This is a genomic window from Aquiluna borgnonia, from assembly GCF_013283855.1.
GTDB lineage: Bacteria > Actinomycetota > Actinomycetes > Actinomycetales > Microbacteriaceae > Aquiluna > Aquiluna borgnonia.
Map to the genome: position 1 here is coordinate 1271257 of NZ_CP054056.1, position 15830 is coordinate 1287086.

The 15830-nt window shown below is 54.2% G+C and carries 21 protein-coding genes and 1 tRNA gene; 9 read left to right on the forward strand and 13 right to left on the reverse strand.

Annotated elements, in window-relative coordinates; all coding sequences use genetic code 11:
• Positions 1-49 precede the first annotated feature (49 nt).
• Positions 50-268: a DUF3073 domain-containing protein gene (locus HRU87_RS06565; protein ID WP_173494107.1), complete on the forward strand. Its 219-nt coding sequence runs from the start codon at positions 50-52 to the stop codon at positions 266-268.
• Between the two features lie 32 nt (positions 269-300).
• Here HRU87_RS06565 and HRU87_RS06570 read toward each other — a convergent pair whose 3' ends face one another.
• From HRU87_RS06570 to HRU87_RS06600, 7 genes are read right to left on the reverse strand one after another with little or no spacing between them, the layout of a single operon-like run.
• Positions 301-663: a hypothetical protein gene (locus tag HRU87_RS06570; protein ID WP_173494108.1), complete on the reverse strand. Its 363-nt coding sequence runs from the start codon at positions 661-663 to the stop codon at positions 301-303.
• The gene (gene purM / locus HRU87_RS06575; protein ID WP_173494109.1) at positions 653-1753 is read right to left on the reverse strand and encodes a phosphoribosylformylglycinamidine cyclo-ligase; all 1101 of its coding nucleotides are present in this window, start codon (positions 1751-1753) and stop codon (positions 653-655) included. The genes HRU87_RS06570 and purM overlap by 11 nt, the downstream gene beginning before the upstream one ends.
• The gene (purF, locus tag HRU87_RS06580; RefSeq protein WP_173494110.1) at positions 1746-3248 is read right to left on the reverse strand and encodes an amidophosphoribosyltransferase; all 1503 of its coding nucleotides are present in this window, start codon (positions 3246-3248) and stop codon (positions 1746-1748) included. Before purF ends, purM begins: the two co-directional genes overlap by 8 nt.
• Entirely contained in the window at positions 3245-3526 is a 282-nt protein-coding gene (locus tag HRU87_RS06585) for a hypothetical protein (RefSeq protein WP_173494111.1), read from the reverse strand. Before HRU87_RS06585 ends, purF begins: the two co-directional genes overlap by 4 nt.
• Before the next feature lie 41 nt (positions 3527-3567).
• The gene (locus HRU87_RS06590; RefSeq protein WP_173494112.1) at positions 3568-3912 is read right to left on the reverse strand and encodes a sterol carrier family protein; all 345 of its coding nucleotides are present in this window, start codon (positions 3910-3912) and stop codon (positions 3568-3570) included.
• 16 nt (positions 3913-3928) lie between these two features.
• Positions 3929-4318: a type II toxin-antitoxin system VapC family toxin gene (locus HRU87_RS06595; RefSeq protein WP_173494113.1), complete on the reverse strand. Its 390-nt coding sequence runs from the start codon at positions 4316-4318 to the stop codon at positions 3929-3931.
• Complete coding sequence (locus HRU87_RS06600; protein WP_173494114.1) at positions 4311-4568, reverse strand: type II toxin-antitoxin system Phd/YefM family antitoxin; 258 nt, start codon at positions 4566-4568, stop codon at positions 4311-4313. Before HRU87_RS06600 ends, HRU87_RS06595 begins: the two co-directional genes overlap by 8 nt.
• A gap of 76 nt (positions 4569-4644) precedes the next feature.
• On the opposite strand from HRU87_RS06600, the gene HRU87_RS06605 reads away from it, so the two are divergent.
• From HRU87_RS06605 to HRU87_RS06630, 6 genes are read left to right on the forward strand one after another with little or no spacing between them, the layout of a single operon-like run.
• Positions 4645-5481 (forward strand): UbiA family prenyltransferase, encoded by an 837-nt coding sequence (locus HRU87_RS06605; RefSeq protein WP_173494115.1) that lies wholly within the window; start codon positions 4645-4647, stop codon positions 5479-5481.
• A 2-nt stretch (positions 5482-5483) separates the two neighbouring features.
• Positions 5484-6899: a phytoene desaturase family protein gene (locus HRU87_RS06610; protein WP_173494116.1), complete on the forward strand. Its 1416-nt coding sequence runs from the start codon at positions 5484-5486 to the stop codon at positions 6897-6899.
• A 30-nt stretch (positions 6900-6929) separates the two neighbouring features.
• Entirely contained in the window at positions 6930-7511 is a 582-nt protein-coding gene (locus HRU87_RS06615; protein WP_173494117.1) for a nitroreductase family protein, read from the forward strand.
• A 37-nt stretch (positions 7512-7548) separates the two neighbouring features.
• Positions 7549-8790 carry an MFS transporter gene (locus HRU87_RS06620; protein ID WP_173494118.1) on the forward strand — a complete coding sequence of 414 codons (1242 nt, stop codon included), beginning with the start codon at positions 7549-7551 and terminating at the stop codon, positions 8788-8790.
• A gap of 3 nt (positions 8791-8793) precedes the next feature.
• The gene (locus tag HRU87_RS06625) at positions 8794-9120 is read left to right on the forward strand and encodes a YciI family protein (protein WP_173494119.1); all 327 of its coding nucleotides are present in this window, start codon (positions 8794-8796) and stop codon (positions 9118-9120) included.
• Positions 9121-9140: 20 nt separating this feature from the next.
• Entirely contained in the window at positions 9141-9392 is a 252-nt protein-coding gene (locus HRU87_RS06630; RefSeq protein WP_173494120.1) for a helix-hairpin-helix domain-containing protein, read from the forward strand.
• 264 nt (positions 9393-9656) lie between these two features.
• Here the strand turns inward: HRU87_RS06630 and HRU87_RS06635 are convergent, their stop codons facing one another.
• Positions 9657-10295, reverse strand: a complete 639-nt coding sequence (locus tag HRU87_RS06635; RefSeq protein WP_173494121.1) for a vitamin K epoxide reductase family protein — start codon at positions 10293-10295, stop codon at positions 9657-9659.
• Between the two features lie 149 nt (positions 10296-10444).
• Here HRU87_RS06635 and HRU87_RS06640 point away from each other — a divergent pair, with 149 nt between their 5' ends.
• Together HRU87_RS06640 and HRU87_RS07235 are read left to right on the forward strand one after the other, a co-directional pair.
• Entirely contained in the window at positions 10445-11113 is a 669-nt protein-coding gene (locus HRU87_RS06640) for a DsbA family protein (RefSeq protein WP_246247254.1), read from the forward strand.
• Between the two features lie 51 nt (positions 11114-11164).
• Complete coding sequence (locus HRU87_RS07235; RefSeq protein WP_173494123.1) at positions 11165-11485, forward strand: DUF6804 family protein; 321 nt, start codon at positions 11165-11167, stop codon at positions 11483-11485.
• 93 nt (positions 11486-11578) lie between these two features.
• Here HRU87_RS07235 and HRU87_RS06650 read toward each other — a convergent pair whose 3' ends face one another.
• The 5 genes from HRU87_RS06650 to HRU87_RS06670 all read right to left on the reverse strand — a co-directional run bounded on the left by HRU87_RS06650 (position 11579) and on the right by HRU87_RS06670 (position 15825).
• The gene (locus HRU87_RS06650) at positions 11579-12490 is read right to left on the reverse strand and encodes a cation diffusion facilitator family transporter (RefSeq protein ID WP_173494124.1); all 912 of its coding nucleotides are present in this window, start codon (positions 12488-12490) and stop codon (positions 11579-11581) included.
• A gap of 237 nt (positions 12491-12727) precedes the next feature.
• The gene (locus HRU87_RS06655; RefSeq protein ID WP_173494125.1) at positions 12728-13183 is read right to left on the reverse strand and encodes a DUF1801 domain-containing protein; all 456 of its coding nucleotides are present in this window, start codon (positions 13181-13183) and stop codon (positions 12728-12730) included.
• 85 nt (positions 13184-13268) lie between these two features.
• A tRNA-Arg gene (locus HRU87_RS06660) sits at positions 13269-13341 on the reverse strand.
• Positions 13342-13396: 55 nt separating this feature from the next.
• On the reverse strand, positions 13397-14302 hold the full coding sequence (prpB, locus tag HRU87_RS06665) for a methylisocitrate lyase (protein ID WP_173494126.1): 906 nt from the start codon (positions 14300-14302) through the stop codon (positions 13397-13399).
• A complete protein-coding gene (locus HRU87_RS06670; protein ID WP_173494127.1) occupies positions 14302-15825 on the reverse strand; it encodes an MmgE/PrpD family protein in 1524 nt (507 codons plus the stop codon). Before HRU87_RS06670 ends, prpB begins: the two co-directional genes overlap by 1 nt.
• Between the last annotated feature and the right edge of the window lie 5 nt (positions 15826-15830).

The following is a 15830-nucleotide window of genomic DNA, read 5'->3' on the forward strand; positions in this document are numbered from 1 at the left end:
CTCGGGGCCTTACCGGCCTCGAATCACAAAGAGAATAAGGGGGCTCGCCATGGGGCGTGGCCGTCAAAAAGCAAAGAACACCAAGGTCGCCAGAGAGCTGAAGTACTACAGCCCGGCCACCGATTACTCTGCCCTGGAGGCTGAGTTGAGCACTAAGTCCGGTGACGATCAGTACGAGGACAAGTGGGCTGACCTCTACGAGGACGACGAAGAAGAACCTGCCGCTCCCGACGATGACCGCGTAGTCGAACTCGACGACGAGAAGTAGTCAAAGCCAAAACCTAATGGTTTCCCCCTGCGTCACCAGGCGGAAGCGCCAACCACCAAGCCGGATATGATTTCCAGGTTCACTCGAGCGTCGGTGTAGTCCTCGGTGAGTGAGAAGTACTCGCCGTCCTCCATCGCAATCCGCACCACCAGATCCTGGCTCTCTAGAAACTCAATTCCTTCAGCCTTAGTCATCCCCACCACCTGGCAGGCAAAAAGCTTGGTTTGAACATGCCGCTCCGAAAATTGCTCAGGGTTAGTATCCGCAAAACACATGGCATTCGGCGTTGAGCGAGGCTCAGGGCTCTGGTTTGAGAGCTGGATGCCGAGCGTAAAAGCTGCGATGGCAGCAAGAGCGCCGACAAAGAAGGCAGCCAAAAGATTCTTAGCTGGCATAGTTGCCAACCAGCCGAACCGCACCGCCTCGAACACCCTTTGCCTCAGAAACGTAACCGGGTAGTTCGGCATCGCACGGAGTAGATTCAATGACTCCCAGATCCCAGGCCTCGATTCCAAGCTCGGTAATCCGAGCGGAAATCTGCTGCGCCGCGTCCTTGCGCACCACAACCGCAAAGCCAAGCCCCAGGTTCCAGGTGCTCTCGAGGTCTTTGAGGTCGTAGTTTGCCCACTGAGCCAGCACTGAAAAAACATCATTTGGGCGCCAACTAGGGCGCTCAACGTCGAGCGACACTGTCTCGGGCAGCACGCGAGAAAGGTTGGCTGCAATACCGCCACCGGTGATGTGACTCATGGTGGAGATCTGTGAATCAAACTCTTCGAGCACCTTGTTTAGCACGCCGGTGTAGAGCCGGGTTGGCTCCAAGAGCTCTTCGCCGAGGGATCTGGAAAACTCGGGAACTTGGTCGGTGTATTTCAAGCCGCGATCAGCAACTATTTTGCGAACCAGCGAGAAGCCGTTGGAGTGCAAGCCGGAGGCTCGAAGCCCCAGCACAACATCGCCAACCTGAACCCTCGATGCCGAGAGCATTTTGGACTTCTCTACAACGCCAACAGCAGCACCGGCCACGTCATATTCCTCGGGGGCTAACAGCCCAGGGTGCTCGGCGGTTTCCCCACCTACCAGCGCAACGTCAACCTGGCGGCAAGCTCCGGCGATGCCGCGAACGATGTCTGCAATTCTGGACGGTTCAAGCTTTCCGGTTGCAATGTAGTCGGTCATAAATAGGCTGCGAGCGCCGACCACCACAATGTCGTCCACCACCATGCCGACCAGGTCCTGACCGATGGTGTCGTGCTTATCGATTGCCTGCGCAATCGCAACCTTGGTTCCAACCCCATCGGTGGAGGTTGCCAGGATTGGGTGATCATAATCCTTTAGGAACTTGGCGTCGATCATGCCGGCAAAACCGCCAACTCCACCGAGCACTAGAGAGTTGTGGGTTGCGGAAACCGCAGCCTTCATAAGTTCAACGGCTCTATCGCCCGCTTCAGTGTCTACTCCGGAGGATGCGTAAGGGTTAGTCATTGATGTGGACGTGGCCTTCCTCGCGAATAGTTGCCACCCCGCGCTCCAGGAGGTTTTTACCAAGTCTCTCGGTGGCGGGAAGTTCGATTGGATACTGGCCCGTGAAGCAAGCGGTGCAGAGCTTTGACTCAGGCTGGTTGGTGGCTGCAATCATTCCCTCTTTAGAGAGGTAGCCAAGAGAATCAGCCCCGATGGACTGTCTGACCTCATCGACTCCCAGTCCAGAAGCTATGAGCTCTGCCCTGGATGCAAAGTCGATTCCGTAGAAGCAGGGCCAGGTAATCGGTGGGCTTGAAATCCGAACGTGAACCTCGGCGGCACCAGCCTCTTTAAGCATCTTCACCAGAGCCCGCTGGGTGTTGCCGCGGACGATTGAGTCATCCACCACAACCAACCGCTTACCCGCGATCACCTCTCGAAGGGGATTGAGCTTTAGCCGAATACCGAGCTGGCGAATGGTCTGGGAGGGCTGAATAAAGGTTCTTCCCACGTAGGCATTTTTCACCAGTCCGTGGCCAAAGGGGATTCCGGAGAATTCCGAATAGCCAATTGCCGCGGGGGTTCCAGACTCCGGGGTTGGCATCACCAGATCTGCCTCGACCGGGAACTCTCTAGCCAAAGTCCGACCCATCTCAACCCTGGCCTCATAAACCACCCGACCGCTTATGGAAGTGTCTGGGCGCGCCAGGTAGACGTATTCAAAGACGCAACCGGCTCGCTTTTTAGGGGCAAAACTGGTCGAGCGAAGTCCGTTCTCGTCAATCGCAATCAGTTCCCCGGGCTCGACCTCGCGAACAAAGGATGCTCCAACAATGTCAAGGGCTGCCGACTCGGAAGCAACCACCCAGCCGCGCTCTAGTCGGCCAAGCACCAGAGGCCTCACCCCTTGCGGATCGCGCGCGGCATAGAGGGTGTGCTCATCCATGAAAGCTAGGCAGTAGGCACCTTTAACCAAAGGTAGAAGTTCGAGTGCGGTGGCCTCCAGGGAGGCATCTGCGTTGCCGGTGAGTAACGCGGTCAAAACTGCGGTGTCGGTGGTGTTTCCACCCCGCAGCTCAGACTCGTGATTTGGATATCGCTTTTCCAACAGCTCCATCAGTTCGGCAGTGTTGGTGAGATTTCCGTTGTGGGCCAGGGCAATAGTTCCGTAGGCAGTCTTACCAAGCGTTGGCTGAGCGTTTCTCCAGTGAGAGGCACCGGTTGTGGAATATCTGGTGTGGCCAACCGCAATGTGACCAAGCAGGGACTCGAGGGCGGCCTCGTTGAAGACCTGGGAAACCAGACCCATGTCCTTATAAACCAAAATCTTTTCGCCGTTGGCGGTTGCAATGCCCGCTGACTCTTGGCCGCGGTGCTGGAGTGCGTAAAGTCCAAAGTAGGTGAGTTTGGAAACTTCTTCCCCGGGAGCCCAAACTCCAAAGACTCCGCACTGGTCCTGTGGACCCTTCTCAAAAGGAAGGATGTCGTGATTTAGTTGACCGTCTGGGCGGATCACTCGACCACTCGCTCTGCCTCAGCGCGCTTTGCGCTCCGTGAAGAAAGCAGATCGACGGTGATCGCGAAAGCTAGGCCAACGCCAAAGCCTAGAGAAGCCATTGAGAGGAACAGCAGACCAAGAATGTTCTCGCTGGAACGCTGATCCGCTGGAATAAAGAGGTAAAGGACAAAGGCGGCAATCGCCCCAAAAATGGCTCCGGTTAGTGCCCAGGGGAGAATCTTGGGGGCACGGCGAATTTCGACCACTTCTGGGTTGGGTTTCTTTTTGCTCGCCACCTGAGTATTCAAACAGATATCAACCCTCAGCGACACTGAGTTCATGGATTTAGCGCATCAAAAACTTTTGCGATTTCACTCGCCCTAACACCGGAGAGTCGAATGTCGGGGGAAGCGGTGGATAGGTCAAGTTTTCTTTTTCCAAGCGCTAGCTCAATGAATACTTCGGGATCCAGTTCAACAACATTTGGAGGCGTTCCGCGTCTGTGGTCCATGCCCTCAACGCATTGAATGGCGCCGAAGGGTGGTACGCGCAACTCGATGGTCCCCCCGGGAAACTCTGTTTCGATGCGCTGCAGCAGATAGCGAACCGCTGTCCCAAGCTGTGTGCTGAGGTCAGCTAGAGCTGCTTCACCAACAGCTTCAGGAATTCGCTTTTTGCCCACGGCTAATTATTTACTCTCATTTGGTTGCATCCAGAATCCAGTCAAAGTTTTGACTGAGTATTCGGGAGTCTGAGGTTATGAGACTTAGGTTGTTTGCCGCCGCCACAGCCATGATCTGCCGGTCAAAAGGATCCGGCACCCACTCAGGACTAAAGCGAGAAAAAGCGGTGCCGGCTTCAATGTTGAAATTTAGGGGCAGAATCCCTTCGCTCTGCCAAAGTTCAAGGATGCTCAGATCGAACTTGAGTTTCCCAAAGCGCATCTTGAATGAGAGCTCAGCAACGGAGACCGAAGAAAAATAAAGATCTTGGCGCTCCAAAATCTTGGTCGTTACCCGCCCGATGTAACCCGGATCTTCTCCGAGCCAGTAAAGGACCTGAGTATCCAGCAGAAAGCCCTTAGCCATTCCACTCCGAGTACTCGATGGAGTCCAGAAATGCCTGATCTAGCTCTTCCCACTGCCGATTAGAAATTGGACCGATGAGTCCCTTTAGTTTTGTGAAGTCTCGGGGTGACTCACGCTGGGCTTGAACCGGGACCAACTTCATGATTTCAACGCCGTTGCGAGCAACCACGACCTCTTCACCTTGCTCAACCAACTTTGCGAGCTTGGAAAAGTTTGTCTTTGCCTCATGCATGTTTACGGTCACAACCATGAATCTAATGTTAGTCCACTTAGTCCATTAGGAGGATTGGCTCAGGCTGTGCAGAAATAGCACTTAGGCTTTAGAAGTGTTGAAAAGACTAATCATCATCTCCCGACCCGTGCTGTGGGTAAACACCATCGGCACCACCGTGATGGGAATGTGGTTGGCCGGTTACCTGTGGGACTGGCGAGTGCTGCCGATCCTGATTTGGGTGACCCTGCCGTTCAACCTTTTGATCTACGGCATCAACGACATCTTTGATCAGGAAACTGACAACATCAACGCCCGCAAAGGCGGCTACGAGGGCGCCCACATCTACCCAAATGAGGTGAAGCCGATCTGGTGGGGGGTAGTCCTCACCAACGTTCCCTTTCTGATCTTCTTCGCGCTAACTTTGCCCTGGCAGGCAACGGCCTGGATGGTGGCCTACAGCCTGTTCTTCACTTTTTACTCAGCACCCCCGCTTCGATTCAAGGCTCGCCCATACCTAGATAGTTTTTCCAACACCGACTACGCCTTCCCGCTCGCTTTCGTGCCGCTGGCACTCGGCCATGAGCCACTCTGGCTAGCAGTATTTGCGCTTATGGCCTGGTCCATCGCCAAGCATGCCTACGATGCCATCCAAGATATCCCGCAGGATTCTGACACTGGGATTCAGACGACCGCCGTGCACCTCGGAGTCAAAGGAACCCTAATTTGGTCAGGTTTTTGGTGGATAGTTTCCACGGTTTTGTTTGCCCTGGTGAACCTGCCGGTTGCTATCGCTAACGCCGTAATCTCCGGTTACCTTGTGGTCTCGGTTTGGAAAGATCCAACACCCAAGAAAGCTCACGATGTCTACAAGTACTCGATTGCTTTCCCTTACGTTGCAGGCGCAGTTGCTGGGGTTCAACTTGTTGCGTCCATTGTCCTCGGCTGGTAGCGGTGGCAAAAGTAGTTGTGCTAGGAGCTGGCCTCTCGGGGCTGGCGAGTGCGGCACTGCTCGCTCAAGCGGGTCACCAGGTCACTGTTCTAGAACGAAACTCTTGGGTCGGAGGTAAATCACGGCGCATCGAAGTGCTCGGTCAGCGAATGGACACCGGTCCCGCACTGGTCACCTACCCAGAGGTATGGGAAAACTTTCTAAGTACCTACGACTCACTGGGTGCCAAAAAGGCAGCCGATGTGATCGACCTGAAGTTTGAAAAGCTGCCGGAAATTGGCCGCTACTACCTTCGCAATCACGTCACCTATCTTCCGGTCAAGCCTGAGCACCACTGGTTCAAACCCTGGGAGCGCTTTGCGACCCAGCATGACCGATTGACTCCAGCCATCACAAAGCTTTTGACGCTGAGCCCCTTTAGCTTGAAGACCCTTGCTCCAGTGGGAAAGATTGCCGGCACCTACGGCATCAACCTGACCACTTCCTCCTACATCAACTCCCTGGACTACATGCCAAAGGGATTGAAGGAGGTGATTGCCATTCACACCTTGAACGCAGGCATCTCACCAAAGCGAAGCCTTGCGCTCTATGCCTCAATGACGGCAAGCATGGCCTCGCAGGGAATCTCAGTTCCAGTTGGTGGTGTGAATGAAATCGCCCAGTCGATCTTCCAGCTGGCCTTGGCAGCCGGTGCCACGGTGAAGCTAAATGCCAAGGTCACCAAAGTCTCAAAGGGATTAGTTGAGGTTGATGGGGAGCGATACCAGTTCGATCAACTGGTGAGCTCAATTGACCCGTTCGTGCTAAAGCAACTGATGGGAAAACCAAAGGCGGAACCCAAGCTGAGCTCCTGCTCGGGAGTGGCAATCTATGCGGTTCTCAAGAACCCGCTGCCCGAGGAGATTGTCACGCACTCGGTGATCATGCCCGATGACTCGGACCAGCTATTTGAGGCGATTGAGGCAAAACGTCCGCCCAAGCAAACCATGACATTTGTCAACTACTACCGGGCCGGGCACATCTACCCGAACTCAAAACCAACCGTGGCGGTGCTACTTACCGCTCCGGCAGATGGCAAAGCCCACGACCTAAACAGCGAGTGGGTAAGACAAGAGCTCGACAGAGTCTCGGAAAAGCTAGGCCTGTCCTCCCCGATTGATGAGCTTTTCGAGGATTATCAACTTCTAAACCCAGAGTACTTCTCGGTCTACGGAGCTAAGGACGGAGCCCTCTACGGGGCGACTAAACCGCTGTGGCAATCCGGTCCCTTCCACGCTCCCGCCCACCACAATCCCATGCGCCCATGGCTTTGGCGAGTTGGCGCATCGGTGCACCCCGGTGGCGGAATCCCGGCGGTGTTGGGAAGCGCTCAAATTACGACTGCGAAACTGCTCAGAAAACTCGGGAAGGGAAAATGAACCTCTCACGGTTCAACTAGTCTCGTGAGCATGATTCAAAAACCCGCACAAACTTCCGTCCCAATCTCTGAACTATTGGCAAACCGCTGGAGCCCAAGGGTCTACGACCCAACTCACCGGCTATCCCAAGACCAAATTGCTCGCCTGCAAGAGGCAGCACGCTGGGCACCTTCGGGTAACAACAACCAGCCCTGGCGCTTTGCCTTTCTGACCCGGGAGAGTGCGCTGTTTCAGGAAATATCTCAAAAGGCGCTCACTGGCTTCAACCAGAGCTGGGCGCCAAAGGCATCGCTCTATGTTGTGGCACTGGCTGATCAGAAGCGTCCAGACGGTAATGATTTCAAGCAGCACGACAGCTATTTCAACAACGCGCTTGCAACCGGCCAGATTGTTTACGAGGCTGAAGCCATGGGGCTAAAGGCCCACTACATGGGTGGAGTCATCCACGATGAAATTCTCAGGCTTCTGGAGGTAGAGGACGCCTGGGTCACCTGCGTGATTACGGTTGGTATGCAGGGTGATCTGACCGGTGTGACCCAGGAGCTTGCCCAGCGTGAATCGGCGGAGCGAACCAGAAAAGCTCTGCCTGACATCATCATCAGATCCGAGTAGCTGGGGCCAGCCCGGGGCTAGGCTTTGACTCAAAGTTATGAAAGCCCCGACTGAATTGTCAGACACCAAGTTCTCCCCCTCGTTCCAGAAACTATGGACGGCGAGCGCCGCCAGCAACTTAGCCGATGGCCTGCTAAAAACAGCCGCTCCGCTATTGGCGACCACCCTCACCAAGGACCCGTTTCTAATCTCAACGCTGGCAGCGGTGATCATGCTGCCGTGGCTGTTTTTTGCCATTCCAATCGGTGGTTTGGTAGACCGAGTTAATCGCAGGCTCCTGCTCGCAGTTGCGAATTTGATTCGGCTGAGTGCTGCATCGATACTTGCCGTCACAGTCGGTTATGACCTCATCACTTTCCCGATTTTGCTTTTGGCCACCCTGCTTTTTGGGATTGGTGAGGTGATGTATGACACCACGATCCAATCGATGACTCCGGAGGTTTTGGATAGGGATCAGCTGGACCGGGGCAACGCCAGACTCCAGGTCACCTCCGTTGCTCTGGGTGAATTCATCGGCACCCCACTGAGCGGTGTCCTATTTGCAGCTTCGATCGTGCTGCCCTTTGTATTTGGTGCCGGCGGAATCGTGCTGGCGGTCCTGATTGTTCTGCTGTTACCAAGCCACTACTCCTCAACCCCCAAGAGCACACAGCCCAAGGACAAGACTAAGTTCTGGGCAGACATCCGATTCGGCATCGGTTACCTCTACCAGGACAAGGTGCTGCTCAAGCTGGTGCTGCTAACCAGCTCCATCGGATTCTTTTTCTCTGCATCCAGTGCGACGATGGTGCTATTTCTCACCGAAACTTTGAAGCTCCCGATCGCCCTCTACGGAGTGATTTTTGCCATGCCAGCCGTTGGCACCCTGCTGGGATCTTTACTGGCTCCAAGACTGTCTGCCAAATTCGGCAGAACCAACGTCATGGCGCTGAGCATGCTGGTTTCTAGTTTTCTAGTGATTTTGCAGGGATTCTCACCGAACTACTGGGTGCTGGCTGGATTGGTTGGCCTTGGCCTAATGGCAATCACCTTCTGGAACATCCTGTTGATGTCCACCTACCACCAGATCATCCCGACTGAACCGTTTGGTCGAATTCACGGCACCCGCAGAACCTTGGTCTGGGGCTTGATGCCGATTGGCTCACTGCTTGGGGGAGCCATCGCAACCATTGACCTCAGAGCTCCGTTTTGGATCGGCGGCCTAGCCTGCACGGCACTCGCCCTCTACGGTTACAACTTCATCCGAAACCTAAACACGACACTGGTGAATAAGGAGTAGTTCATGCGGTTTCTGCTCATGGTAATAGACACCACCTCCCCTTCAGCCTCTGGCGACGAGCTGGCTGCTATAGATGCCTTCAATCAGCAGCTGACCGATAACAACCAGCTACTTCTTGCCGTCGGCATCGCCGATCCCGGCAAAAGCTTGATAGTTGACGGTCGCCAAACACCGGCCTCTAGCGCGCAGGAGAGCCTATTCTCAGGGCCCGATTACCACAGTGGTTTCTGGTTCATAAGTGCGGAATCGGTTGATGAGGCTCAAGAGTTAGCCAAACAGGGTTCTAAAGCTTGCAACCGCAAGGTTGAGCTAAGACCCCTGCTTGGCTAATTAGTTCTTAGACTTGGCCCATGGTCAAGCCCCAACCAAGAAAGCGCTATGTCCAGTTGGACATGAGTCAATACGAGGGGCTTGATGACGAGTGGCGCCGGATTGGGCTTAGTGCCCCGGCTAGAAAAGCCCTGGTGGATGCCAAACTCTATAAAGTCTCGGACCTTAGGAAGATAACCCAATCCGAACTCATTGAGATGGATGGGATTTCCAAATCGGCAGTGGCGAGGATAAAGGTCATTATGGAGGCCAAGCGAATTAGCTTCCGCTAAAAAATAAAAAACCCGAGAAGTTGTGAAGTCTTCTCGGGTTTTGTGCGCTTGGAGGGACTCGAACCCCCAACCTTCTGATCCGTAGTTATGTTGCAATGCCTCTATATGTAGAGGAAGTGGCAATGTACCCCAGTATTTTATTAGTCAAGCCACCCTTTGCAGATGTGTCCATTCATGACCGTTTCCGCCCATTGAACGGAATGTGAACGGAAGGCATCATTAGCCCGACCGGCTCAGAAGTTGAACCTGCAAAAGGATCTTGGGCTAAACCGCAAATAAGTACGGGAATCGAAAAACAATGATGACGATGATCAGCGCAAAGTTAGCAATGATTAGCGGCAGCAAATAAGGCATGAGCGCGAGGCCAATCGTACGAGTTGCGCCAATGCCCCACTGGCCGTTGGCGAGTGTTAGTGCTCCTGTAGTCCACCAAATGGGTATCGCTGCTGCCCACACCACCAGGCAATAGGGGCACAGAACGCCTATCACGAAGGTGCTCTGCACAAACAACCAAGTGACAAACGCCCACGATCCAAAAAACCCAAGCACAAGCAATCGCCAGAACCACGGCGCGAACTTTGCACCGGCTAGCACTCCAAGTCCCACTATCACTGGGACCATGAAGCCAGCCACTCCAATCACGGGATTTGGGAAACCGAGGAGCGAGGCTTGCCATCGATCAAATAGCGCTCCGCAGGAAACGAAGGGGCTGATGTCGCAAGCCAACTCCGATTGGGGATTCTGCAGAGACCGAATCCGCTCAATCAACAGTGCGGTAGATGAAAGCCAACCGATTGATCCTGCAATAACGAGCAAAAACGACAGAGGTCGCCAGGTCTGCGAGCCAAGCTTGGCATCAACCATCTGTGAATTCTTGTCCGCCACCATAACTAACCTACGCATCCATACCTAACCGACTCAGCTCTATGCTACGTCTCCAGAGTCAAGTCACCGGCCAGGGTTATCATTAGCTGTCGATAATGCAGCCGAGGTGGTTGTTGACGCTGTTTTGTAACTCCATCGATAGCTTTCAAACCAAGAAAGGTTGCTCTGTGAAAGGTGCAAACTTAAAAGTCTCCCTAATCCTGACGGGAATAGTAATCGTCGCGGCCCTAGCGGCGGTCATCGCTGCTCTAGCACCAAAGCCAACACCGTCTGAATCTGCTGAAGTTGGAAATGGCTCTCCGAACTCCTCGGTGATTCGACCAGACACTCACATCCTCGATGACGCCGGAGAGGGGGCCGTAACCCTGGTTGAGTTCCTTGATTTTGAATGTGAAGCATGCGGAGCTTTCTACCCAATCGTCGAGCAGCTTCGCGAGGATTTCGCAGGCGAAGTGACCTTTGCCTTCCGTTATTTTCCTCTACCGGGTCACGTGAACTCGACGACGGCCGCGCTGGCCGTAGAAGCGGCTGCACAGCAGGGCAAGCTAGAGGAGATGTTTGCGCGCATGTACGAGACCCAAGCTGAATGGGGTGAATCTCAGGACTCGAAGGCGGGTTTGTTTCGCCAATACGCTGAAGAGCTTGGCCTAAACCTCGAGCAGTACGACGCTGCTGTTGCTGCGCCCGAGACCTTGGAACGAGTCAAGTCTGACTTCGACGATGGCATCGCGAACGGAGTGCAATCGACCCCAACCTTCTTTCTGAATAATCGACCAGTAGAGCTAACCTCCTTTGATGACCTCAGGTTGGCAATAGAGGCCGAGTTGCAACGATGACCCCCGATGAATAAGTCAACGCGCGGACACCAAGCTGCAAAGTTACGAAGAATGGCACTTGCACCCGCAGTACTTGGTGCGATTGCCGTCTACTTCGGACTATCGACAGTAGGAAAACAAGAGTTTTATCTCGTCAGTTTCGTTATCTGTTTGCTCGGGCTCATCGTAGGGTGGTACACAATTCAGTCCCGCCAATGGTGGTGGCTCACAATTCCAGTGGCGATCGCCTTGGTTTGGAACCCGATTTTTCCCTTCGCTCTAACGGCGGAGGTCTGGTTGATACTGCATTACTTGGCTACTCTAGGTTTCGCAACGGCTGGTTTTGTTATCCGCGTGCCGGCGCAAGATCAGACCCAAGAAATTCGACGATAGTTTTAGGCAGAGCTTGAAAACCTTGTGCCGAGATCTGAGCGAGTTCTGCACTCGGTGCCCGAGGAACGAAACAGCGGCAGAAAGACCGCTTCGCTAGTGCATTTCGTGGGTGTCCAGCGCAGCCGCTGGCTCTAATTGGAATGTTGAGTGAGAAATTGCGACTGAGAAGTGCTCAGCAACACAGCGCTGCAGAGCAAGAGTTATCTCAGCGGCATGCCCGTCATGGAAGCATTCGGGCTCGACCACGACATGTGCGGTGAGTACCGGCAGCCCCGTCGCTATCTGCGTAATGTGCAGGTCGTGCACGTCGAGAACATGGTCCTCGTCAAGCAGGTGCTGTCGCACATCGTTGAGGTCAATGCCTCTTGGCACTGCCTCGAGCAAAACTTCGACAGAATCGTGCAGCAAGCGCAAGGTGCGCGGAATGATGAGCAACCCAACGACCAACGCCGCGATGGAGTCAGCCTGTTGAAATCCTGTCAACATGATGGTGATTGCCGCCGCGATTACTGCCATAGATCCGAGCGCATCACTGAGCACCTCCAGGAATGCGGCTCTCATGTTGAGGTTGTCGCTCCGGCCACCAGAAAGCACGATAATTGCGACAATATTGGCCACCAGGCCGACCAAACCGAAAACAAGCAGCTCTGGTCCCGTAATCTCGGCCGGTTGACTGAGGCGTTGCAGGGCCTCGACTGCAACGAAAACACCAACACCCAGTAACACTGCGGCCTGCATAGTGGAACCTAGAACCTCGGCCCTTCGAAGTCCCCAGGTGCGACGTGCTGTAGCGGGCCTCCGCATTAGCTGAGCCGCGAAGAGGGCAACCAGAAGACCGGCGGCATCGGTGAGCATGTGGGCCGCATCCACAAGCAGGGCGAGAGATCCCGTAATAATCGTTCCGATTAATTCAGCTACTAGAACACTGGCAGTGATTGTGAATGCGATGGCCAGTCTCCTACGATTCACGGTCCCTGTGGCGTGCTCGTGGTCTCCCGCGCTCATTCGCTCTTCCTTTCTCGGCAGTGACTACCATAAGCCCGGCGACTCGCTCAGCATGCGAACATCTCAATTTTCAGGTCATTTTTAAGTCTAAGACAAATTTAACTAGCGGTTTCCCTGAAGAGTTAGCTCCATAGTTAGAAGCCACGCTGTTCTCTTTGGGTGCTGATGAAAATTGTCTTGAACGCATTTAGAGCTTCGCATCACCTCCCCATTTTGACTCTGTTGCTATTGCTTTAGCTAGGTGCGTATGCAGCTTTTAGCGCTCAAATACCAGTTGGCAAATTGCTCAGGTTCAAATAGTGATACTGCCCAAGCACGGGTTTCGAGATCGGCTTTTTCCAGCGCGGTAAACCTGACGCAAGACTTTCCCATATCCAAGCGCTTGCAAATCTTGGTCCATCGCTTCTGGAATTCGGCTGTCAGCTGCTCAGACGCATAGATTGCGGATAGATAAAAGGAGATGTGGTTCTTCTGGCTCGCTAGCGCAAGTGCGGCGAAAGGCTGGTCGTTATGTGTTGGTCCAGAGACCTCGAGTGGAACCTGAAAAACAATCATTCCCCAGGCCATGGTTTCAATAAAACCTGCCGGCAGATTGTCTCGAATTAGTTCCAAATGCTGAGTTATCTCAGATCTTCTGGGGTCTGCAAGTTCGACCAGATACTGCTCCACCGTTGCAGCGTGAGACGAGACCATAACCCTCCGACTTCGAAGGAAGCTCCAGCTAGCAAATGGGCACAAATAAAAAACCCGAGAAGTTGTGAAGGCTTCTCGGGTTCAGTGCGCTTGGAGGGACTCGAACCCCCAACCTTCTGATCCGTAGTCAGATGCTCTATCCGTTGAGCTACAAACGCTTGAGTAACGAGGAGTCAGTCTAATGGATTTCTGTAGGTTAGGAAAGTCCCGAGTTTACTGGTCCGGGCTGAGCTTGAAGTTGAAGATACTCGAATCAAAATCGTTGTAGCCCTCGTAATCCAAAAGCTCGTAAAGCCTTGACCTAGTTTGCATATTGCCAACTTCAGACTCCAGTGTCCCGTGCGACCTGAGCGAATCAAGCGCTCTCTCAGCCGCACCCATGGCTGCCCGAAGCAGTGATACTGGATAGATCACAAGGTTCACGCCAACATCATGCAATTGCTGCTTGGTGTATAGCTGGCCCTTTCCAAACTCAGTCATGTTGGCCAATATCGGTAGCGAGGTAGCGGCCCTTACCGCCTCAAACTCATCGAGACTCATTAGGGCCTCAGGGAAAATAGCGTCTGCCCCAGCGTCCTCCAGGGCTCGAATTCGATCCAGAGTTGCAGGCAGACCCTCCACCGCTCTGATGTCGGTCCTGGCCATGATCACAAAGTTGGAATCCCTCCTCGCCCTTGCCGCAGATGCGATTCGCTGGGTAGCCGTGTGCTCATCCACCACCGCTTTACCGTCAAGGTGACCGCAGCGCTTGGGGTTGACCTGATCTTCAATGTGAATTCCGGCAACTCCAGCATCCTCAAATTCCTGGATGGTTCTGGCCAGATTCAGCATCTCTCCAAATCCAGTGTCGGCATCGGCCAGAACCGGAACATCGACCAGGCGAGCAATTTGTTTAGCTCGGAGTGACATTTCGCTGAGCGTTGTAAGTCCGATATCCGGAAGTCCAAGGTCAGCGGAAGTCACGGCGCCCGAGACATAAACCCCGTCAAAGCCTTTGTCTTGAATCAGCTTTGCTGAGACTCCATTGAAAGCGCCCGGAAATTGAAGTGTCTTACCGGAGGCGAGCGCTGCGCGAAAATCAGCGCGTTTTTGCTGTGCGGGGACAGCGGAGTAGAGCATCAGAAGATTCCAATCGGGTCAGTTGCATTCTCCAGTAAACCAGCTTTGGCCACCACATTGAGGCCCAGAAGCTCCTGATGACTCAAGGCGGTCACGTTTCTAGCCAAGTCGATGAATCGCCTGGCCTCAGACTCATCAATGATTCCCTGGGTAAGCGTTAAGAACTTTTGCTCGTACTGTTCTGGACCAAATGGCCTTGCGCCCCTGGGGTGGGCATCGGCCACTGCAATCTCGTCAACGATCTTGGTGCCATCCCGCATTTCAATTTCAACCCTCCCGCCAAAGGCAAGTTGATCTGGGTCTTGGGAGTGATAAAGCTCGGTCCAGTGCGGGTCCTCGGCGGTTATCACCTTGTGCCAAAGCGCAACCGTGTCGGTGCGAGCTGCTCGCTGCGGTGCGTAGCTCGCCTCATGGTGCCACATACCGTCTTGCAGTGCGACAGTAAAAATGTAGGGGATTGAGTGGTCAAGCGTCTCGCGAGATGCTTCGGGGTCGTACTTTTGAGGATCGTTTGCTCCAGAGCCAATCACATTGTGGGTGTGGTGCGAGGTGTGAATCACAACGCGAACGACTTGATCAACATCCAATACCTCTGGATGATTTTGGTGCATGCGCCGAGCTAGATCTATGAGCGCCTGGGCCTGATACTCGGCAGAGTGCTCTTTGGTGTAGCTCTCGAGAATTGCTCGCTTTGACTCCCCAGGACCAGGTAGAAGAACCTCATACTCTGCTTGTGGTCCCCCTAGCAGCCAAGCGATTACACCGTCCTCACCCTCGTAGATTGGGGTCGGGCTGGTCTGGCCGCGCATCGCACGGTCAACGGCCTCAACGGCAACCTTGCCGGCAAACGCCGGAGCATGAGCCTTCCAGGTGGAGATCTCACCCTTGCGTGATTGCCTGGTAGCGGTGGTGGTGTGGAGCGCCTGTCCGATGGCGTGGAAGACCGTATCTGGCTCCAGTCTGAGCATCGCTCCGATTCCCGCTGCCGCCGAAGGACCTAGATGAGCAACGTGGTCAATCTTGTGCTTGTGCAGGGAAATGCGACGCACCAGGTTGATCTGGATTTCGTAGGCTGCTGCAATTCCTCTGACCAGGTCTGCTCCAGTGAGCCCAAGCTGCTGAGCCACAGCAATTTGAGCTGGGATGTTGTCGCCCGGGTGAGAGTAATCCGCCGCTAGAAAAGTGTCATGGAAATCTAGCTCCCGAACCGCAACTCCATTTGCCCAAGCCGCCCACTCAGGAGAAACTCGTATCGAATTGGGAAGCCCAAAGACAGTTGCCCCGTGTTTACCAACCCGAGGAAGGTGGGCCTTTGCCTGAGACCTTGCAGAAATAATCGGGCCGCGCATCAGAGAGGCGACGGCGACTGAGGCATTGTCAATAATGCGGTTGGAAATCATCTGCGAGACCTCAGGAAGCACCTCAACCGGATCCAGAGCAACCTCAGCGAGCTTGTATGCGAGCTGCTGCTGCATGGGAAGGTGCTCAGATGACTTGTGGGTTCTAACCAAGTGCGGTTTCATGATTT

Bases quoted from the DNA above. Each gene is read 5' to 3' on its own strand.
- HRU87_RS06615 (WP_173494117.1), top strand. From the start codon at position 6,930: ATGATTCAAAAACCCGCACAAACTTCCGTCCCAATCTCTGAACTATTG.
- prpB (WP_173494126.1), bottom strand. From the start codon at position 14,302: ATGCTCTACTCCGCTGTCCCCGCACAGCAAAAACGCGCTGATTTTCGC.
- HRU87_RS06655 (WP_173494125.1), bottom strand. From the start codon at position 13,183: ATGGTCTCGTCTCACGCTGCAACGGTGGAGCAGTATCTGGTCGAACTT.
- HRU87_RS06630 (WP_173494120.1), top strand. From the start codon at position 9,141: ATGGTCAAGCCCCAACCAAGAAAGCGCTATGTCCAGTTGGACATGAGT.
- HRU87_RS06620 (WP_173494118.1), top strand. From the start codon at position 7,549: ATGAAAGCCCCGACTGAATTGTCAGACACCAAGTTCTCCCCCTCGTTC.
- HRU87_RS06600 (WP_173494114.1), bottom strand. From the start codon at position 4,568: ATGGTTGTGACCGTAAACATGCATGAGGCAAAGACAAACTTTTCCAAG.
- HRU87_RS06625 (WP_173494119.1), top strand. From the start codon at position 8,794: ATGCGGTTTCTGCTCATGGTAATAGACACCACCTCCCCTTCAGCCTCT.
- HRU87_RS06595 (WP_173494113.1), bottom strand. From the start codon at position 4,318: ATGGCTAAGGGCTTTCTGCTGGATACTCAGGTCCTTTACTGGCTCGGA.
- HRU87_RS06565 (WP_173494107.1), top strand. From the start codon at position 50: ATGGGGCGTGGCCGTCAAAAAGCAAAGAACACCAAGGTCGCCAGAGAG.
- HRU87_RS06670 (WP_173494127.1), bottom strand. From the start codon at position 15,825: ATGAAACCGCACTTGGTTAGAACCCACAAGTCATCTGAGCACCTTCCC.
- HRU87_RS06570 (WP_173494108.1), bottom strand. From the start codon at position 663: ATGCCAGCTAAGAATCTTTTGGCTGCCTTCTTTGTCGGCGCTCTTGCT.
- purM (WP_173494109.1), bottom strand. From the start codon at position 1,753: ATGACTAACCCTTACGCATCCTCCGGAGTAGACACTGAAGCGGGCGAT.
- HRU87_RS06650 (WP_173494124.1), bottom strand. From the start codon at position 12,490: ATGAGCGCGGGAGACCACGAGCACGCCACAGGGACCGTGAATCGTAGG.
- HRU87_RS07235 (WP_173494123.1), top strand. From the start codon at position 11,165: ATGGCACTTGCACCCGCAGTACTTGGTGCGATTGCCGTCTACTTCGGA.
- HRU87_RS06635 (WP_173494121.1), bottom strand. From the start codon at position 10,295: ATGCGTAGGTTAGTTATGGTGGCGGACAAGAATTCACAGATGGTTGAT.